The following is a 16,511-nucleotide window of genomic DNA, read 5'->3' as shown; positions in this document are numbered from 1 at the left end:
ATGGTATTTTTCGGTCAAATAGAAGCTTTCCATGCCGCGCGCACCATCCCCTGACAGCATCGACACTCAACTGGCCCGCCGGGTACAGCGGGCCACGCGCGGCACAGTCTTTACCCCAGCCAGCTTTGCGAGCCTTGGCAGCCGCGCCGGGATCGACAAGGCGCTGCAGCGCCTTGTTGCGTCTGGCAACCTGCGCCGTCTGTCGCGCGGCCTTTATGACAAGCCGCGGCAAGACGAACTGCTCGGCGCGCTCTGGCCGAGTGTCGACGCCGTCGTGCGCGCCCTGGCAGGCAAGGACCGCATCCGCACGCAACCGACCGGCGCCTATGCCGCCAACCTGCTGGGCCTGTCGGAGCAGGTGCCCGCCAAAGTGGTGCTCCTGACCGATGGCACCGCACGCTCGGTACAGGCGGGCCCGCTACAGATCACGCTCAAACGCACCACGCCGCGCGACATGGCCGCGGCGGGTCGTCTCAGCGGACTGGTGATTCAGGCGTTCAAGAGCCTGGGGCCCAAGAACATCACCCCGGAGCGGGTTCGCCGGTTGCGGCAGACGCTTCCCGCAGCCGAGCGGGCCAAGCTCATTCAAGACATTGCGCTCGCCCCGGTCTGGATGCAGCCGTTCCTGCGCGAACTGGCCTGCGACGGCGATGAGCGCGCTTCCTCCCCGCAGCCGGCTTCGTCATCATGAGCGAAACACCTCCGCTGGCCGGTCGGTTCCTGTCGCTGCCGGCCGAACGGCGCGCTCTCGTGTTCGAGCAGGCGGCCGCCGGACGCGCGGGCCAGCAGGTCATGCTGGAGAAGGATTTCTGGGTCAGCTGGCTCCTGGGGCAGCTGTTTTCGCTGCCCGATGTCGCGCCGCACCTTGTGTTCAAGGGCGGTACGTCGTTGTCGAAGGTCTATGGCGTCATCGATCGTTTTTCGGAGGACATCGACTTGTGCCTCGTACCCGCGTTCGTCGGCGCCGATGCCGAGGGCTTCGATGCGCTGGTGAGTCGAACGCGGCGCGATGCGGCGGTGCTGGAAATGCAGCGCCTGTGTGGCATCAAGGTCGCGCAAGTGATGCAGCCATTGCTGGAGTCCGTCATTCGCGGGGCGCTGGGTGCGCCACGCGCCGCCGATAGCTGGCTGCGTTACGAGGACGACGAGGTAGCGTGCTCTCCCATCCTGTATTTCCGATATCCGACGCAGCATGGCACGGGCTTCTCTTATATCCAGCGCGAGGTCAAGCTCGAGCTTGGTACGCTGACCGATCAGCAACCCACGCAGCGCCACCGGATCCGGCCGCTCGTGAGTGACGTGTTCCCCTCCATCTTCGAGGACTGGCATTGCGAGGTCACCGCACTGGCGCTGGAACGGACGTTCTGGGAGAAGGCGACGATCCTGCACGCGGAGTTCCACCGGCCGGACGGGCAGGGCTTGCCCGATCGCTATGCGCGGCACTATTCGGACATGGCGCGCCTGCTGGAGCACGAAGACGCCGATCGCTTCCTGGCCGATGCCTCCCTGTGCGCACACGTGGTCGCCTGGAAGAGCCGGGTGTTTTCGCGCGGATGGGCAAGGTACGACCTGGCACGCGCCGGTACTTTTCGCCTGGTGCCATCGACTGCGCGGCGGACGGCGCTCGCTCAGGACTATGCCGCGATGCAGCAGATGTTCGCCAGCGCTCCGCTCGCCTTCGATGAGGTGCTGGCGCGCCTGGCGAAAGCGGAGGCTCAGCTCAATGAAGGCAATGAAGCGTGATGGTGACTGTTTCCAGTTTCGGCGAACTACGCCACGGCCATGGCCAAGGCCCACGCTGACTAACTCGGTCGGGCCCACGCGGCCTTTTCTTGGCAACCTCGCAAAGCAAGCCGGGGCGTGCTTGCCTTAGGCACAGCGCAACGTTGTCGCGCTTGGATGACTGAAGCTGCAAGCCGGGTCAGGTCCGGAGGCTAGGCTGCCGGCGTTCCGCGCAGCAGCTCCTTCTGCGACCGTATCCCCAGCCGCCGGAACGCCCGGTACTGGTGGGTGCGCACGGTCGTCAGCTCCACGCCGATCTGGCGCGCGGCCTCCTTGGCGGTGCGGCCCGCCATCAGGTGGCCGATGACCTCGCGCTCGCGCAGGCTCAGGCGCAGCAGCCTTTCGGCGAGGGCGGGCTCCACCGCCTTGCGGGCGCCGACTGCGCTGCGGCCGTGCGCCGCGGTGGCGTCAGCCAGCAGCGTGGCGTGGGCCTCGATGAGCGCGAAGTCCGCCGCGCCGAACTCCGGCTGCGCGAGGCTGCGATAGAAGCTCACCGCCACGCGCTGCCCCGTGGGCTGCAGCAACAGCACCGATGCGCGCTCGCGGATGCCCACGTCGCCGTAGCAGGCGGCGCGGTACACCGGGTCGGCCACCTCGTCGGCGCGCTGGTGGCCCATCCACAGCTGCACGCGCCTGGGCAGCTTGCGCGCGGCGAGCCAGGCCATGTTCGGGTCGAGCAGGTCGAAGCGCTGCGCCACGTAGCGCTCGGAGGTGCGCTCGGCCGTGCTGCCGTAGCTGCTGGCGGCGGACACCAGCTCGATGCGGCCGGCGGCATCGACCACGAACACGGTGCAGAAGGTCACCGGCATCACGCGCTGCATGGCTTTGAGGTAGCTGGTCGCGAGCAGCGGCGTGCCCACGCCGGAGAGCACGTCGCCGACCACGGCCGCGGCCAGCGCGGCGTCCTCGCAAGGGTGGATGCGCCAGCGTCTCATGCGTGAGGAAAGGAGGAGAAGTGGGGACGGATACGGGTAAACACCTCGTACGAAGTTATGACATTGCCGCTCGCCGCGCATCGGGACAATCCCGCCGGATGACGAACTCCCCCGCTGCCACCCTGGGCGATGCCGCCAGCGGCCCCGTGCCGCCGAAGCCCGGCGCCGATGCCGGATTGCCGCCTTCGGTCGGCGCCTTCCACTACACGCGCTACGAACCCCGCACGCCAGAACTCGGCCCCGACGGCGTCGAAGCCGCCGGCCACCCCGTGGTGATCGCGGGCGGCGGCCCGGTCGGCATGGCGCTCGCGCTGGGGCTCGCGAACCACGGCGTGCGCAGCGTGATCCTCGAAGCCGACGACACCGTGTGCGTCGGCAGCCGTGCGGCCTGCATCTCGCGCCGCAGCCTGGAGATCATGGAGCGGCTCGGCGTGCTGGGCGCCTTCATGGAAAAGGGCCTGCCCTGGACCGGCGGGCGCAGCTTCTACAAGACCGCCGAGGTGTTCCGCTTCGAGATGCCGCACGACGAGCGGCAGAAGCTGCCGCCGATGATCAACCTGGAGCAGTACTACGCCGAGCACTACCTGCTGGAGGAGATCCTGCGCCGCAACGAGCGCACGCCGGGGCTCGTCGACATCCGCTGGGGCACCGAGCTCACCGGCCTCGCACAAGACGGCGAAGGCGTGACGCTCGATGTGCGCAGCGCCCAGGGCGCCTACCGGCTGCGCGGCCAGTGGCTCGCGGCCTGCGACGGCGGCCAGAGCTTCGTGCGCAGGCAGATGGGCCTCGCGCTCGAAGGCAAGGGCTACGAAGGCCGCTACGTGATCATCGACATCGAACTGAAGAGCGGCCATCCCACCGAGCGCCGCGCCTGGTTCGACCCGCCGTGGAACCCCGGCTCGACCGTGCTGATGCATCGCCAGCCCGACGACATCTGGCGCATCGACTACCAGCTGCGCCCCGGCCAGAGCACCGAGGAGGCGCTGCAGCCGGCGGCGGTGGCCGAGTTCGTGCAGCGCCACCTCGACGCCATCGGCGAAGGCCACCTGCCCTGGAAGACGGTATGGACCTCGGTCTACCGCGCCGGCGCGATGACGCTCGAAAGCTACCGCCACGGCCGCGTCGTCTTCGCGGGCAACGCAGCGCACGCAATGCCGATCTTCGGCGTGCGCGGGCTCAATTCCGGTTTCGACGACGCGGACAACCTCGCGTGGAAGCTCTCCTTCGTCGCGAAGGGGCTGTCCGACGCTGAGCTGCTCGATTCGTACTCGCAGGAGCGCATCGAGGCCTTCCACGTCAACGCCGAGAACGCGATGCGCAGCACCGAGTTCATGTCGCCGCCCTCGCGCGGATTCGACCTGCTGCGCGAGGCGGCGCTGTCGCTGTCGGAGGCGCACCGCGGTATCGCGCAGCTCATCAACCCGCGCCAGACGCAGGCGGTGCGCTATGCGGCGTCGCCGCTGTCGAGCGAGGGCGATGCGCTGCCCGCCGGCCCGCTGCCGGGCGAGGCGATGCCCGAGCAGCAGCTCGAACGCGGCCATCTCACCGACTGGATCGCGCCCACCTTCACGCTGCTGGTGCTGCGGCCCGACCTCGTCGCGCTGCCTGCCGCCGACGTCGAGCGGGCACGCAAGGGCGCGCTGCCCTTCGTCGTGCGCAGCATCGCGAGCCCGGGCATCGACGGTGCCGATGCGCATGCATCGCCCGCCGTGTTCGAGGCGCTCGGCGCACGAGACGGCGCCGTCTACCTGCTGCGCCCCGACGGCCACGTGGCCGCGCGCTGGCATCGCCTGCCGGCCGGCGCCCTGCAACCCGCACTGGCCCGCGCGGCCCGGGAGATTTCCGCATGACGACGACCACCGCACCGCAGCTCCAACCCGACGCCCGCGACCGCCTCTATGCCGAGTGCGCGCGCGCCATCACCGAGGCGGGCGCTGAGCGCGAATCGCTGTTCCTCGCGCGGCTCGCGCTGCTGCTGTTCGAGCAGGTCGGCGACGAGGCGCGCTGCCGCGCCGCACTGGCCGACGCACTGCGCGCTCTGCCCGTACCATCCCTGTCCGCTTCCTGATTTCCGGAACGACATACATACATACAACCAGCAGATTGGAGACTGATTCCATGGATCGCCGCACCCTTCTCGCCACACTCGCCTCCGGCGCAGCGATGGCCGCATCGCCCTTCGCCCGCGCGCAGGAGTACCCCGCACAGCTCATCAAGTGGGTCGTGCCCTATCCGGCGGGCGGCGGCACCGACGTGATCGCGCGCGTGCTGGCCGAGGCCATGCGCCAGACGCTGGGCCAGCAGATCGTGGTGGACAACCGCCCCGGCGCCTCGACCAACATCGGCGCCGACATCGTCGCCAAGAGCAAGCCCGACGGCTACACCATCCTCTCGGCCGACAACGCGGTGCTGGCCTTCAACGAGCACCTGTTCAGCAAGCTGCCCTTCAGCCCCGAGAAAGACTTCACGTATATCGGCGCGATCGGCAAGTTCCCGCTGGCCCTGGTGGTGCACCCGGACTTCCCGGCGAAGAACTTCAAGGAGTTCCTGGCCTACGTGAAGGCCAACCCCGGCAAGGTCAACTACGCCTCGCCCGGCAACGGCTCGCCGCACCACCTGGCCATGGAGATGTTCAAGGTTCGCACCGGCACCTTCATCACCCACATTCCGTACCGCGGCGCCGCGCCGGCCATGGCCGACGTGATGGGCGGCCAGGTGCCCTGCATGTTCCTCGACCTGGCCTCGGGCCTGCCGGTCATGCAGAGCAACAAGGTGCGCGTGCTGGCCATCGGCTCGGGCGCGCGCAGCAAGCCGCTGCCCAACGTGCCGACGCTGGCCGAGGTGGGCGTGCCCAACACGGAGGTGTTCGCGTTCCAGGGCATCCTGGGCCCGGCCAACCTGCCGGCGGCGGTGGTCAACAAGCTCAACGGCGACCTGAACAAGGCCTTCGGCACGCCGGCCGTGCAGAAACGCTTCGACGACTTCGGCATGGAAGCGATGCCGGGCACGCCGGCGCAGTTCGCGGCGCTGTCGCGCGCCGAGTCGAAGCGCTGGGGCCCGATCATCAAGCAGGCAGGAATCAAGCTGGACTGAGCTCCCAAGAGAAGTTCTTTTCGCGAAACACCGCGGAACCGGCTTCGCCGGGCCGCAGGTGTTGCCCCCGGTAGGGGGTGGAGGAGCGACACGAAGTGCGCGGAGCCTGGGGGCGTTACCTTGTGTATGCCTTGCGCGAGCCGTCCTCGAAGACTTCGTCGTCGCGCTGCAGTTCGCCGTTCTCGTCCCAGGCGCGCTCGCGCGTGACGCGGCCCTTGGCGTCGAAGCTCGACTCGGCCAGCAGCGTGCCCTTCTCGCTGAAGCGCTGGTGGGTGCCGACCGGGATCTGCCGATTGCGGCCCTGGATCTCGTAGCGGCCCTGCGCGGCGCGCTGGCCGCTGTCGTAGAACTCGGTGATCTCGACGCTGCGCGCGTCGCCGCTGCCGCTGTAGGCCGACTTGCTGCGCGGCTGGCCGTTGATGTAGTAGCTGTCGTCGACGATCGGCTCGCCCGCGCTGTTCCAGCGCTGGTCGCGCACCAGCGTGCCCTTTTCGGAGAAGGCCTGCTCGCGCACGCGGACGCTCGTGCGCTCCACCAGCAGGAAGGCGGTCTCGCGGCGCTTGACGCCTTCGGACGAGAAGCTCTGCTCGGTGCGCTGGTTGCCCACGGTCTCGTCGAGCGACGAAGTCTTGCCGTTGTCGTAGAAGCTCTGCGCGCGCACCCGCTTGCCCGACACGTATGCGAGCCGTGAGCGCAGGATGCCGCGCGCGTCGAACAGGTCGACCTGCGACGGACCGGTGCCCGAGAAGCCGCAGAGCCTGGCGTCGTCCACCACCGGCGCCAGCGTGGGCGCGTCGGCGCAGCGCAGGGCCGAGAGCTGGCCGTGCTCGGTGAACTCGACCGATGCGCGCTCGTTGCCGCCGCCGGTGTCGGAGTTGGGATAGAAGATCGCGCGGCGCAGCTTGCCGTCGGGGTAGAAGCTGCGCACCAGTCCGCGCTCCTGGCCGTCGTCGTAGGTGGCGTCGCGCAGCACGCGGCCGGTGGGCGAGAACTCGCGCGCGCGGCCGTGCAGGTTGCCCTTGGCGTTGACGCTGTGCTCCTTGGCGAGCTTGCCCTTCTCGTAGATGCGCACGAGTCCCATCGACACGCCGTTCTGTATCTGGGACTCGCGCTGCAGCTCGCCGGTCGAGCGGTCCTTGCAGCGCAGCAGGCCGGTCTTGCCCGCGGTGCTGCTGCCGTCGTCGGGGTTCACGCTGCGGCCGTTGAGCTCGCAGTCGAGCTGGGCGTGCGCGAGCGTGGCGCACAGCAGCGCGAGGGGAGCGATGACGGCGGCTGCGCGCGGGAGCATCTGGTGCTTCTTCTTATTACTTGTCGTAGAGGGTGTCCAGCGAACGGAAGCCCTTGACCTCGATCGGATTGCCGAACGGGTCGAGGAAGAACATCGTCCATTGCTCGCCCGGCTGCCCCTCGAAGCGCACCTGCGGCTTCAGCACGAACTCGGTACCGGCCGCCTCCAGCCGCTTCGCCATCGCCTGCCAGTCGGGCAGCGCGAGCGCGAGGCCGAAGTGCGGCATCGGCACCATCACGTCGCCGACGCGGCCGGTGGGGGCGGTGGCGAAGGGCTCGCCCAGGTGAAGGGAAATCTGGTGGCCGAAGAAGTCGAAGTCGACCCATGTATCGGTGCTGCGGCCTTCGGCGCAACCGAGCACGCCGCCGTAGAAGCGGCGGGCGCCGTCGAGGTCGCGGACATTGAATGCAAGGTGGAAGATGCTCTGCATGGTTTCGGATTATGGGCAGCGGTGCTGTGAGAATGCCGGACTTTCTTTCATCGTGGAGCAAGCCTTGCGGATACTCCGGATCCTCGCCGCGCCCCTGTGCGGCATCGCTTTCCTCTTCACCTTCGGGGCGGCCCGGGCGGCCTGCCCGCCCTCTGCCATCGCGAGCCTCGAGAAGCCCGGCGTGGTCGTGCGCAACGGCATCGATCGCGGCGTGCTCTGGCGCATCGAGCGCGACGGGCGCACCTCGTGGCTCTACGGCACCATCCACATCGGCCGCGGCGACTGGGTGCGGCCCGGCCCGACCATCCAGAAGGCGCTGGCGCAGAGCGACACCGTCGCGCTCGAGCTCGACATGCGCGACGAGGCCACCGCCCGCGCCATGGCCCGGCCTGCCGACCCCGAGCTGCTGGCGCGCATGCTCAGCGGCGAGCGCGCCCGCCGGCTGGAGCGCCAGAACAGCGAAGCCTGCGTGCCGCCGGGCTCGTTGTCGAAGTTGCAGCCGATCCTGCAGGTCACGGCGCTGGCCGGGCTGGTGGGGCGCGCTGACGGCCTCTATCCGGAATTCGGCGTGGACGAGACGCTGGCGGTCGCCGCGCGCAACGGCAACAAGCCGATCGTCGCTCTCGAGAATGCGGCCGACCAGCTCAAGGTGCTGACCGGCGGCTCCGAGTCCGAGGAGGCCGAACAGGTCGACGCGGCGCTCGACGAGCTCGAGTCGGGCAAGCTGCGCGGCCAGATCAAGGAGCTGGCCGAGGTCTGGGCCCGCAGCGACGCGGCCCGGCTGGCCCGTTACCCCGAGTGGTGCGACTGCCTCAACACACCCGCCGAGCAGCGGCTGCTCAAGCGCCTGCTCGACGACCGCAACCCGAACCTCGCCGACGGCATCGAGCGCCTGCATGCCGGCGGCAAGGGCGTGTTCGCCGCGGTCGGTGCGCTGCACATGATCGGCCCGCAGGGGCTGCCCACGCTCATGGCCGCGCGCGGCTTCACCGTGACGCCGGTGCTCACCAGCGCGCAGGAGCAGACCGCGCAGCCCATGCCAGCGCTCGCGGCGCCTTCGCCGGCGCCCAGGGCCGTGCGCGGCGGCAAGGCGGTCAAGGCGGTCAAGGGCCAGCGCGGAAAGGCGGCGCCCGCGGCTGCAGCAAGGGGCGGAAAGTCGGCCAAAGCGGCGCCCGCCGCGTCCAGGGGCGGGGCCCGCGCGCCGGCCAAGACGGCCGGCAAGGCCGCACCCTCCAAGGCCGCGGCCCCTGCCGCCAAGGGCAAAGTGCGCCGATAATCGCGGCCGCCATGCACGCGCTGCACCGATCCACCCGCTCCATCGCCCTCGCCGGGCGTTGGCTGCTGCTGTGGTTCGTGATGTCGCTGGGCGTGGCGGTGGCGTCGCCGCTGGTGAACCCGCAGGCCATGGAGCTGGTGTGCTCCGCCGCGGGATCGATCAAGGTGGTGGTCCACACCGAGGACGGCGTCAAGGAAATGGGCGCCTCGCACATGGACTGCCCGCTGTGCGTGCTGACCGGCGCTCCGCCGCCGGCCATGGCGGCGCCGGCCTTCGATCTTCCCCTGCCGCTGGGCCGCGTGGTCCAGCCCATCCCCGCCGCGCGACTGGCCGCGGCCACCGCGGCGCCGCTGCCGGCGCGCGGGCCGCCAAACCTCTCCTGACGCTTTCGAAACCGTAGCCGTGCACGCGCGCCCGAAGCGCGTACGCGGCTTGTCCGGCCCGTCCGGTTTGAAGCTCCGTGGAGAAGGTTCCTCTTGAACAAGCATTCCCGCGCCCTGGCGATCGCCATGGCATTCCCCCTTGGCGCGTCCGCGCTGGCGCAACAGGCGCAGCCGGCCGACGTCCCTGAAGGCGGCCCAGGCGGCCGCACGCTGAACACCATCACCGTGACCGGCGGGCGGCCGACCTCGCTGCCGGCGCAGATCCCCACCACCATCGAAGGCGTGACGCACGAGCAGATCGTCGAGACCGTCAACGCCACCGACAGCGAGGACGCGCTGAAGTACCTGCCGAGCCTGGTCGTGCGCAAGCGCTACATCGGCGACTTCAACCACGCGGTGCTGGCCACGCGCGCCTCGGGCACCGGCAACAGCGCGCGCTCGATGGTGTATGCCGACGGCATCATGCTGTCGAACCCGCTGGGCAACGGCGCCACCTATGCGCCGCGCTGGGGCATGGTGTCGCCCGAGGAGATCGAGCGCGTCGACGTGCTGTACGGACCGTTCTCGGCTGCGTACCCGGGCAACTCGGTGGGCGCGGTGGTCGACTACGTCACGCGCATGCCGACGAAGTTCGAGGCGCACGTCAAGCTCAGCGGCTTCGTCTCGAACTTCGACCTGTACAACAGCCACTCCTCGCCGGCCGGGCAGCAGCTCGACCTGTCGCTGGGCAGCCGCAGCGGCGACTGGTCGTGGTGGCTCAGCGCCTCGCGCACGCACAGCAAGGGGCAGGCGCTGGTGTTCGGCAACCGGCTGGTGAGCGCCGGCACCGTGGGCAGCGCGGGCACGCCGGTGACCGGCGCGGTGGGCGGGCTGAACCCGTCGAACCAGCCCTGGTGGCTGGTGGGCGGCTCCACCATCTACGACACCACGCAGGAGCAGGCCAAGCTCAAGCTGGCCTACGACTTCTCGCCCACGGTGCGCGCCACCTACACGCTGGGCGCATGGAACAACACCACGCACGGCGGCGTCGACACCTGGCTGCGCGACGCCCTTGGCCGGCCGGTGTACGGCGGGCGGGTGAACATCGGCGGGCGCGCCTACAACCTCGACTCGCCCAGCGCCGCGCTCGCGCCTACCGAAACCGCGCTCACGCACTACATGCACGGCCTCTCGGTGAAGAGCCACACCGGCGGCGTGTTCGACTGGGAAGTGGCGGCCAGCCTCTACGACTACTCGCGCGACACCTCCCGCACGCCCACCACGCCGCTGCCGGGCGCCTTCAGCGGCGGCCCGGGCCGCACCACCGACATGGGCGGCACCGGCTGGAGCACCTTCAAGGCGGCCGGCACCTGGCGGCCCACCGGCTCGGCCGAGGGCGTGGGCGCGCACGTGGTCGACTTCGGCTTCCAGCAGGACACGGCGCGGCTGCGCACCAGCGTCGGCAACACGCTCGACTGGATCGGCGGCTCGCCCGTCTCGCCGTTCTCGGCCTTCAACGGCAACACCCGGCTGCAGTCGCTCTACGTGCAGGACACCTGGCGCTTCGCGAAGGACTGGAAGACCACGCTCGGCCTGCGCCACGAGCGCTGGGAGGCCTACGGCGGCCAGCTCGGCAATGCGAGCACGCTGCTGAACTTCTCGCCGCGCAAGAACAGCTACGACTCGCCCAAGGCGGCGGTCGCCTGGCAGGCCACCTCCGACTGGCTGCTCAAGGCTTCCACCGGCCGCGCGGTGCGCATGCCGACGGTGAGCGAGCTCTACCAGGGCTCGATCAGCGGCAACCAGATCGTCAACACCAACCCCAACCTGCGCCCCGAGCGCTCGTGGACCACCGAGCTCACCGCCGAGCGCGACCTCAAGGGCTGGGGGCTCGACGGCGTGCTGCGCACCACGCTCTTCTTCGAGAACACGAAGGACGCGCTCTACACCCAGGCGCTCAACAACCTGGTGAGCACCGTGCAGAACGTCGACGCCATCCGCACGCGCGGGCTGGAGGTGGCGCTGAACGCGTCCGACGTGGGTGTGCGCGGGCTGGACCTGAGCGGCAGCCTCACGCTCACCCGCTCGAAGATCACCGCCAACAGCGGCTTCCCCGCCAGCGTCGGCCACGACCAGCCGCGCGTGCCCAGGGTGCGCGCCACCCTGCTGGCCACCTACCGGCCCGACGAGCGCTGGAGCTACACCGTCGGTGCGCGCTACAGCGGCAGGCAGTACGGCACGCTCGACCACAGCGACCCCAACGGCTTCGCGTACATGGGCTTCTCGAAGTTCTTCGTGGTCGATGCGCGCATACGCTACCGGATCGACCGGCAGTGGAGCGCCTCCTTCGGCATCGACAACCTGAACAACAACAAGTACTGGGCCTTCCACCCGTACCCGCAGCGCACCTACGTGGCCGAGCTCAAGTTCGACCTTTGATTGATGACTCCCCGTTCCAACCGCAAGGACCAAACGACATGAACAAAACGACTTCGATGGCCATCCTCAGGACCACCGCCGCATGCGCCATGCTGGCCGGCATGGGCGCCGCGGTGGCGCACGTCACGCTGCGCCCGGGGGGCGTGACCGTCGGCAGCGACTACGACGCCGCCTTCCGCGTCGGCCACGCCTGCGAAGGCGCCAAGGCCACCACCGGCCTGGCCGTGCGCCTGCCCAAGGGCTTCATCCTGAGCGACGCGCAGGCGCGCAAGGGCTGGAAGCTCGATGTGCAGAAGGGCGCGAAGGACGGCGAAGGCGAGGTCCGCTGGACCGCCGAGACGCCCGCGAACGCGCTGCCCGGCAGCGAGCGCGCCGAGTTCGTGCTGCGCGGCAAGGTGCCCGCCACGCCGGGCACGCTGTGGTTCAAGGTGCTTCAGACCTGCGACTTGGGCGCGGCCGACTGGGCCGAGGTGCCGGCCTCCGGCAGCTCCACCGCCGGCCTGAAGAGCCCGGCCGCGAAGCTGAACGTGGTGGCGCAGGGCGTGGCCACGGTCGACGTGCGCGACGGCTGGGTGCGCCAGTCGGTGCCGGGCCAGAGCGGTACCGGCGCCTTCATGAAGCTGACCTCGCCCACCGGCGCGAAGCTGGTGGGCATCTCCACGCCGGCCGCGGGCGTTGCCGAAGTGCACGAGATGAAGATGGAGGGCGACACCATGAAGATGCGCGAGCTCTCGACCGGCCTCGACCTGCCCGCGGGCCAGACCGTCGAGCTCAAGCCCGGCGGCTACCACGTGATGATGATGGACCTGAAGGGCGCGCTGGCGAAGGGCGCGACCGTGCCGATGACGCTGAGCTTTCAGGACGCCAAGGGCGCCAAGACCACGCTCGACGTGACGCTGCCGGTGGGTGCGCCCGAAGGTGCCGATGCGGCCGGATCGGCGCACCAGCACAAGCACTGAGCGGCAGCCTCAAGGCTTCATTCAAAGCAGCTGGTCCGGCGCCAGTGGCCCGAAGAGCTTGAGCATCAGCCGCAGCATGGCGCCGGCGTCGGGCTCGGTGGTGGCGTCCTTCAGGCCGCTGCCCTGGGGCGCGCGCCACACCAGCGAGCCGTCGACCAGCTCGACGTGCCACGAGCGCTCGCGCATGCCGCGCTCGATCTGCTCGGTGGCGGCGCGCGAAAGCTCGTTGCTGCGGATCAGCAGCGCGATCTCGGTGTTCTGCAGCTGGGAGCGCAGGTCGAGGTTCATCGAGCCCACCACCAGCAGCCGGCCGTCCATCACCAGCACCTTGGAGTGCAGCATCGCGCGCGATTCGCCGGGGGCGCTGCTGCCGCCCGAGGAACCGAAGACATTGCCGAAGCTCGCCTGCTCGCTGCGCAGCTCGTAGAGCTCGATGCCCATCTTCAGCAGCGCCTCGCGGTGGCGCGCGTAGCCCACGTGCGCCACCGGCGCGTCGTTGGAGGCCAGCGAGTTGGTCAGCACGCGGATGCGCACGTTGCGGGCGCGGGCCGTGGAGAAGGCCTGCAGCATGTCCTTTCCGGGCACGAAGTAGGGCGAGATGATGGTCAGGTCGGTTCGTGCCTGCCCGATGAGCTGCAGCAGCCCCTCGACCACGGTGTCGCCGCTGGCGGCGAGGTCGGAGGCGGCTTCCAGCGAAGCTGCGCCGCGGGAAGTGCCGGCCTTGTCGTCGGGCCGGCTCACCACGAGGCCGGGCGCTTTCTTGTTGCCCGGGTCCGAGTCGGCCGGAATCTTGCCGGGCTTGTCGGCCAGCATCACGGCCGGCGCCCAGACGAAGGTGGCGGTGCGCAGGTCGAGCGGCTTCTCGTCCCAGGCGCGGGCGCGCTGCTCGGCGGTTGGGGCGCCGGCGCCTTCCTTCTGGCGGGTCGATTCCTCGGCCAGTTCCTGGTCGACCCTTTTCGCGCGGTCGCGCATGGCCTGCAGCTCCTCGCGGGTCACCAGCGACTGCACCGGATAGGCGCGCTCGTTGTTCCAGTAGCTGTCGAAGCTGCGCGAGAGGTCCTGCACGATCGGGCCGGCGGCCAGCACGTCGACATCGACGAAGTTGCCGTTGGTCGCGTTGCCGAAGTAGGCGTCGCCCAGGTTGCGCCCGCCCGTCACGCCCAGCACGTTGTCGGCCAGGAACAGCTTGTTGTGCATGCGCTGCTGGATGCGCGAGGCGTCGTCGATCGAGTTGAGCAGGCGGCTGAAGGTGGAATCGCGCGAGCCCGCGAGCGGGTTGAACAGCCGCATCTGGATGTTGGGAATGAAGGCCAGGCCCAGCACCAGCGCGTCGCGGCCTGTGGTGTGGAAGTCGTCGAGCAGCACGCGTACCCGCACGCCGCGCTCGGCGGCCGCGCGCAGGCCGCGCACCAGGCGGCCGGTGCTGGCGTCGGCGTGGATGGTGTAGTACTGCAGGTCCAGCGTCTTCTGGGCGCCCTCGATCAGCGCCAGGCGACTGCCGTAGGCCGCCTGCGGACCGCCCAGCAGCAGGAAGCCGGATTCGTAGCGGGCCTTGTCGGCCTGCCGGCGCTGCTGTACCAGGTCGGCCAGCGCGGTGCCGGTGGCCGGCGCGGCGATGGCGGTCGAGACGGGGCGGTCGACGTTCTGCGGCAGCTGCGCGCAGGCCCCGAGGGTCAGCAGCGCCAGCAGTGCCGTCGACCGGCGGAAGAACGTCTGGAAGGATGAAGGCATGCGGCTTTCCCGGGGCTTGAAGGGAGGTGCCGCATATATAGCCTAGTCGGCGGCCGCCGCGCGTCGGACGGCAGGCGCGCCCGGGTGTCAGCGCCCGGCGGAGAGTTCTTCCTGGCGCTCCATGGCGGCCAGCAGTTCGTCGTCGATCTTGGCGTGGCGCTCCGCCAGCTCGGCCGCGCGAGAGGAGTCGGTGGCGTAGATGGCGCCGCCGTCGAGCTCGAGCATTTCGGTGATGCGCTTCTGTTCGGTTTCGAGGGCCTCGATTTGAGCGGGAAGGGAGTCGAGCTCGCGCTGCTCTTTATATGAGAGCTTCTTGCGGGCGCCCGGCGCCGTCTTGAGGGCGGGGGCTTCGGCGGCGGGAGCGGGCGTGGGAGCCGGGGCTGGTGCGGATGCGGCAAGGCGCTGCTCGGCGATCTCGCGGGCACGCTTCGACTGGGTCAGCCAGTCCTGCACGCTGCCCTCGTACTCGCGCCAGCGGCCGTCGCCTTCGTACGCGATGGTGCTGGTGACCACGTTGTCCAGGAAGGTGCGGTCGTGGCTCACGAGGAACACGGTGCCGTCGTAGTCCTGCAGCAGGTTCTCGAGCAGTTCGAGGGTGTCGATGTCCAAGTCGTTGGTCGGCTCGTCGAGCACCAGCACGTTGGCCGGGCGCGCGAACAGGCGGGCCAGCAGCAGGCGGTTGCGTTCGCCGCCGCTGAGCGAACGCACGGGGGAGTTGGCGCGCGCGGGGGAGAAGAGGAAGTCGGAGAGGTAGCTCTTGACGTGCTTCTTTTGCGTGCCGATCTCGATCCACTCGCTGCCGGGGCTGATGAAGTCTTCCAGCGTGGCGTCGAGGTCGAGCTTGTCGCGCATCTGGTCGAAGTACGCCACCTGCAGGTTGGTGCCGCGGCGGATCTTGCCGCTGTCGGGCTCGAGCTCGCCGAGGATCAGCTTCAGCAGGGTGGTCTTGCCCGCGCCGTTGGGGCCGAGCAGGCCGACCTTGTCGCCGCGCAGGATGGTGCCGCTGAAATTGCGGATCACGGTCTTGTCGCCGAAGGACTTGGTGGCGTCGGTGAGCTCGGCCACGATCTTGCCGCTGGCCTGGCCCGAAGCCACGTCCATGTTGACGCTGCCTTGCACGTTCCGGCGGGCGGCGTGGCTGGCACGCAGCTCCTGCAGGCGGGTGATGCGGCTCTGGCTGCGGGTGCGGCGGGCTTCCACACCCTTGCGGATCCAGATTTCCTCCTGGGCCAGCAACTTGTCGGCCTTGGCGTTGATGACCGCCTCCTGGGCGAGCTGCTCTTCCTTCTGGGCGAGATACTGCTCGAAGTTGCCGGGGTAGGAGCCCAGCTTGCCCCGGTCGAGCTCGACGATGCGGGTGGCGACGCGGTTCAGGAAGCTGCGGTCATGGGTGACGGTGACGACGCTGCCCTTGAAGTCGATCAGAAGCTGTTCGAGCCATTCGATGGAGTCGAGGTCCAGGTGGTTGGTAGGCTCGTCTAGCAGAAGGACGTCTGGAGCCGCCACGAGAGCCTGGGCAAGGGCCACGCGCTTGCGGGTGCCGCCGGAGAGCGAGCCGACGCGCGCGTCGCGGTCGAGGTGCAGGCGGTGCAGCGTCTCTTCCACGCGCTGCTCCCAGTTCCATGCGTCGAAGGCTTCGATTTGCGACTGAAGGGCGTCGAGGTCCAGGCCTTCGGCGCCAGAGAGATAGAGATCGCGCAGCGCGATGACGGGGGCCAGGCCCTGGCTGGCGGCGGTGAAGACGTCGGCATCCATGTCGAGCGCGGGCTCCTGGGCGACGTAGGCGACGCGGAGGTTCTGCTGCAGCTGCAGGGTGCCGTCGTCGGTCTTTTCCAGGCCGCCCAGTATCTTGAGCAGGGAGGACTTGCCAGCGCCGTTGCGGCCGATCAGGCCGATGCGCTCCGATTCGAGAAGAGAGAAGTCCGCATGATCCAGCAGCGGGACGTGACCGAACGCGAGCTGTGCGTCGAGGAGTGTGATGAGTGCCATGTGGCGCGGATTATCGGAGGAGGGGATGTCGGGTCGTCCTGGGGAGTGTTTCTTCCTCTATATATATGGAGCAGAGAAGAGCCCGTTGTGACGCCGATCCAAGATTCTTTCACGAGCGTCTTGCGCAAGCCCAAATCTGTCATATACTCGTGGGCTTCGCTGCTGAATGCCTCTGGTGTTCGGGTCTGACGGGGTTCTTCGGGGCTGGTTGGATGGGGTGAAGAAAA

General features: G+C 69.3%; 14 protein-coding genes. 9 read left to right on the top strand and 5 right to left on the bottom strand.

What is annotated here, in order from left to right; translation table 11 throughout:
* Positions 1–31 precede the first annotated feature (31 nt).
* Positions 32–691 (top strand): DUF6088 family protein, encoded by a 660-nt coding sequence (locus FHT32_RS30845; protein WP_176668365.1) that lies wholly within the window; start codon positions 32–34, stop codon positions 689–691.
* Positions 688–1,743, top strand: a complete 1,056-nt coding sequence (locus FHT32_RS30840) for a nucleotidyl transferase AbiEii/AbiGii toxin family protein (protein ID WP_176668364.1) — start codon at positions 688–690, stop codon at positions 1,741–1,743. Before FHT32_RS30845 ends, FHT32_RS30840 begins: the two co-directional genes overlap by 4 nt.
* 191 nt (positions 1,744–1,934) lie before the next feature.
* Here the strand turns inward: FHT32_RS30840 and FHT32_RS30835 are convergent, their stop codons facing one another.
* Positions 1,935–2,717, bottom strand: a complete 783-nt coding sequence (locus tag FHT32_RS30835) for a LuxR C-terminal-related transcriptional regulator (RefSeq protein ID WP_176668363.1) — start codon at positions 2,715–2,717, stop codon at positions 1,935–1,937.
* Between the two features lie 98 nt (positions 2,718–2,815).
* Between FHT32_RS30835 and FHT32_RS30830 the strand changes: the two genes are divergently transcribed.
* The 3 genes from FHT32_RS30830 to FHT32_RS30820 are packed head-to-tail and all read left to right on the top strand — an operon-like array spanning position 2,816 to position 5,810.
* A complete protein-coding gene (locus tag FHT32_RS30830) occupies positions 2,816–4,567 on the top strand; it encodes an FAD-dependent monooxygenase (protein ID WP_176668362.1) in 1,752 nt (583 codons plus the stop codon).
* Positions 4,564–4,785, top strand: coding sequence for a hypothetical protein (locus tag FHT32_RS30825; RefSeq protein WP_176668361.1), 222 nt, complete (start codon positions 4,564–4,566; stop codon positions 4,783–4,785). The genes FHT32_RS30830 and FHT32_RS30825 overlap by 4 nt, the downstream gene beginning before the upstream one ends.
* A gap of 50 nt (positions 4,786–4,835) precedes the next feature.
* Positions 4,836–5,810: a tripartite tricarboxylate transporter substrate binding protein gene (locus FHT32_RS30820; protein ID WP_176668360.1), complete on the top strand. Its 975-nt coding sequence runs from the start codon at positions 4,836–4,838 to the stop codon at positions 5,808–5,810.
* A 115-nt stretch (positions 5,811–5,925) separates the two neighbouring features.
* Here FHT32_RS30820 and FHT32_RS30815 read toward each other — a convergent pair whose 3' ends face one another.
* Both FHT32_RS30815 and FHT32_RS30810 read right to left on the bottom strand, forming a co-directional pair.
* Entirely contained in the window at positions 5,926–7,098 is a 1,173-nt protein-coding gene (locus FHT32_RS30815) for a toxin-antitoxin system YwqK family antitoxin (RefSeq protein ID WP_176668359.1), read from the bottom strand.
* Positions 7,099–7,114: 16 nt separating this feature from the next.
* Complete coding sequence (locus FHT32_RS30810) at positions 7,115–7,528, bottom strand: VOC family protein (protein WP_093206477.1); 414 nt, start codon at positions 7,526–7,528, stop codon at positions 7,115–7,117.
* A gap of 64 nt (positions 7,529–7,592) precedes the next feature.
* Here FHT32_RS30810 and FHT32_RS30805 point away from each other — a divergent pair, with 64 nt between their 5' ends.
* The 4 genes from FHT32_RS30805 (at position 7,593) to FHT32_RS35500 (ending at position 12,564) form a co-directional block, all read left to right on the top strand.
* Positions 7,593–8,804, top strand: a complete 1,212-nt coding sequence (locus tag FHT32_RS30805; RefSeq protein WP_176668358.1) for a TraB/GumN family protein — start codon at positions 7,593–7,595, stop codon at positions 8,802–8,804.
* Between the two features lie 11 nt (positions 8,805–8,815).
* Positions 8,816–9,187: a DUF2946 family protein gene (locus FHT32_RS30800; protein WP_176668357.1), complete on the top strand. Its 372-nt coding sequence runs from the start codon at positions 8,816–8,818 to the stop codon at positions 9,185–9,187.
* 126 nt (positions 9,188–9,313) lie between these two features.
* Positions 9,314–11,605 (top strand): TonB-dependent receptor, encoded by a 2,292-nt coding sequence (locus FHT32_RS30795; protein ID WP_176668356.1) that lies wholly within the window; start codon positions 9,314–9,316, stop codon positions 11,603–11,605.
* A gap of 38 nt (positions 11,606–11,643) precedes the next feature.
* Entirely contained in the window at positions 11,644–12,564 is a 921-nt protein-coding gene (locus FHT32_RS35500) for a copper chaperone PCu(A)C (protein WP_176668355.1), read from the top strand.
* A gap of 21 nt (positions 12,565–12,585) precedes the next feature.
* On the opposite strand, the gene FHT32_RS30785 is transcribed toward FHT32_RS35500, so the two are convergent.
* Together FHT32_RS30785 and FHT32_RS30780 are read right to left on the bottom strand one after the other, a co-directional pair.
* Positions 12,586–14,295 (bottom strand): phospholipase D family protein, encoded by a 1,710-nt coding sequence (locus FHT32_RS30785; protein ID WP_176668354.1) that lies wholly within the window; start codon positions 14,293–14,295, stop codon positions 12,586–12,588.
* Between the two features lie 87 nt (positions 14,296–14,382).
* Complete coding sequence (locus tag FHT32_RS30780; RefSeq protein ID WP_176668353.1) at positions 14,383–16,284, bottom strand: ATP-binding cassette domain-containing protein; 1,902 nt, start codon at positions 16,282–16,284, stop codon at positions 14,383–14,385.
* Positions 16,285–16,511: the final 227 nt, after the last annotated feature.

It is taken from the genome of Variovorax sp. SG517, from assembly GCF_013376045.1.
In the GTDB taxonomy this organism is placed as follows: Bacteria; Pseudomonadota; Gammaproteobacteria; order Burkholderiales; family Burkholderiaceae_C; genus Variovorax.
The sequence above is the reverse complement of the archived record's forward strand: the minus strand, read 5'-3'. Positions and strand labels throughout refer to the sequence as shown.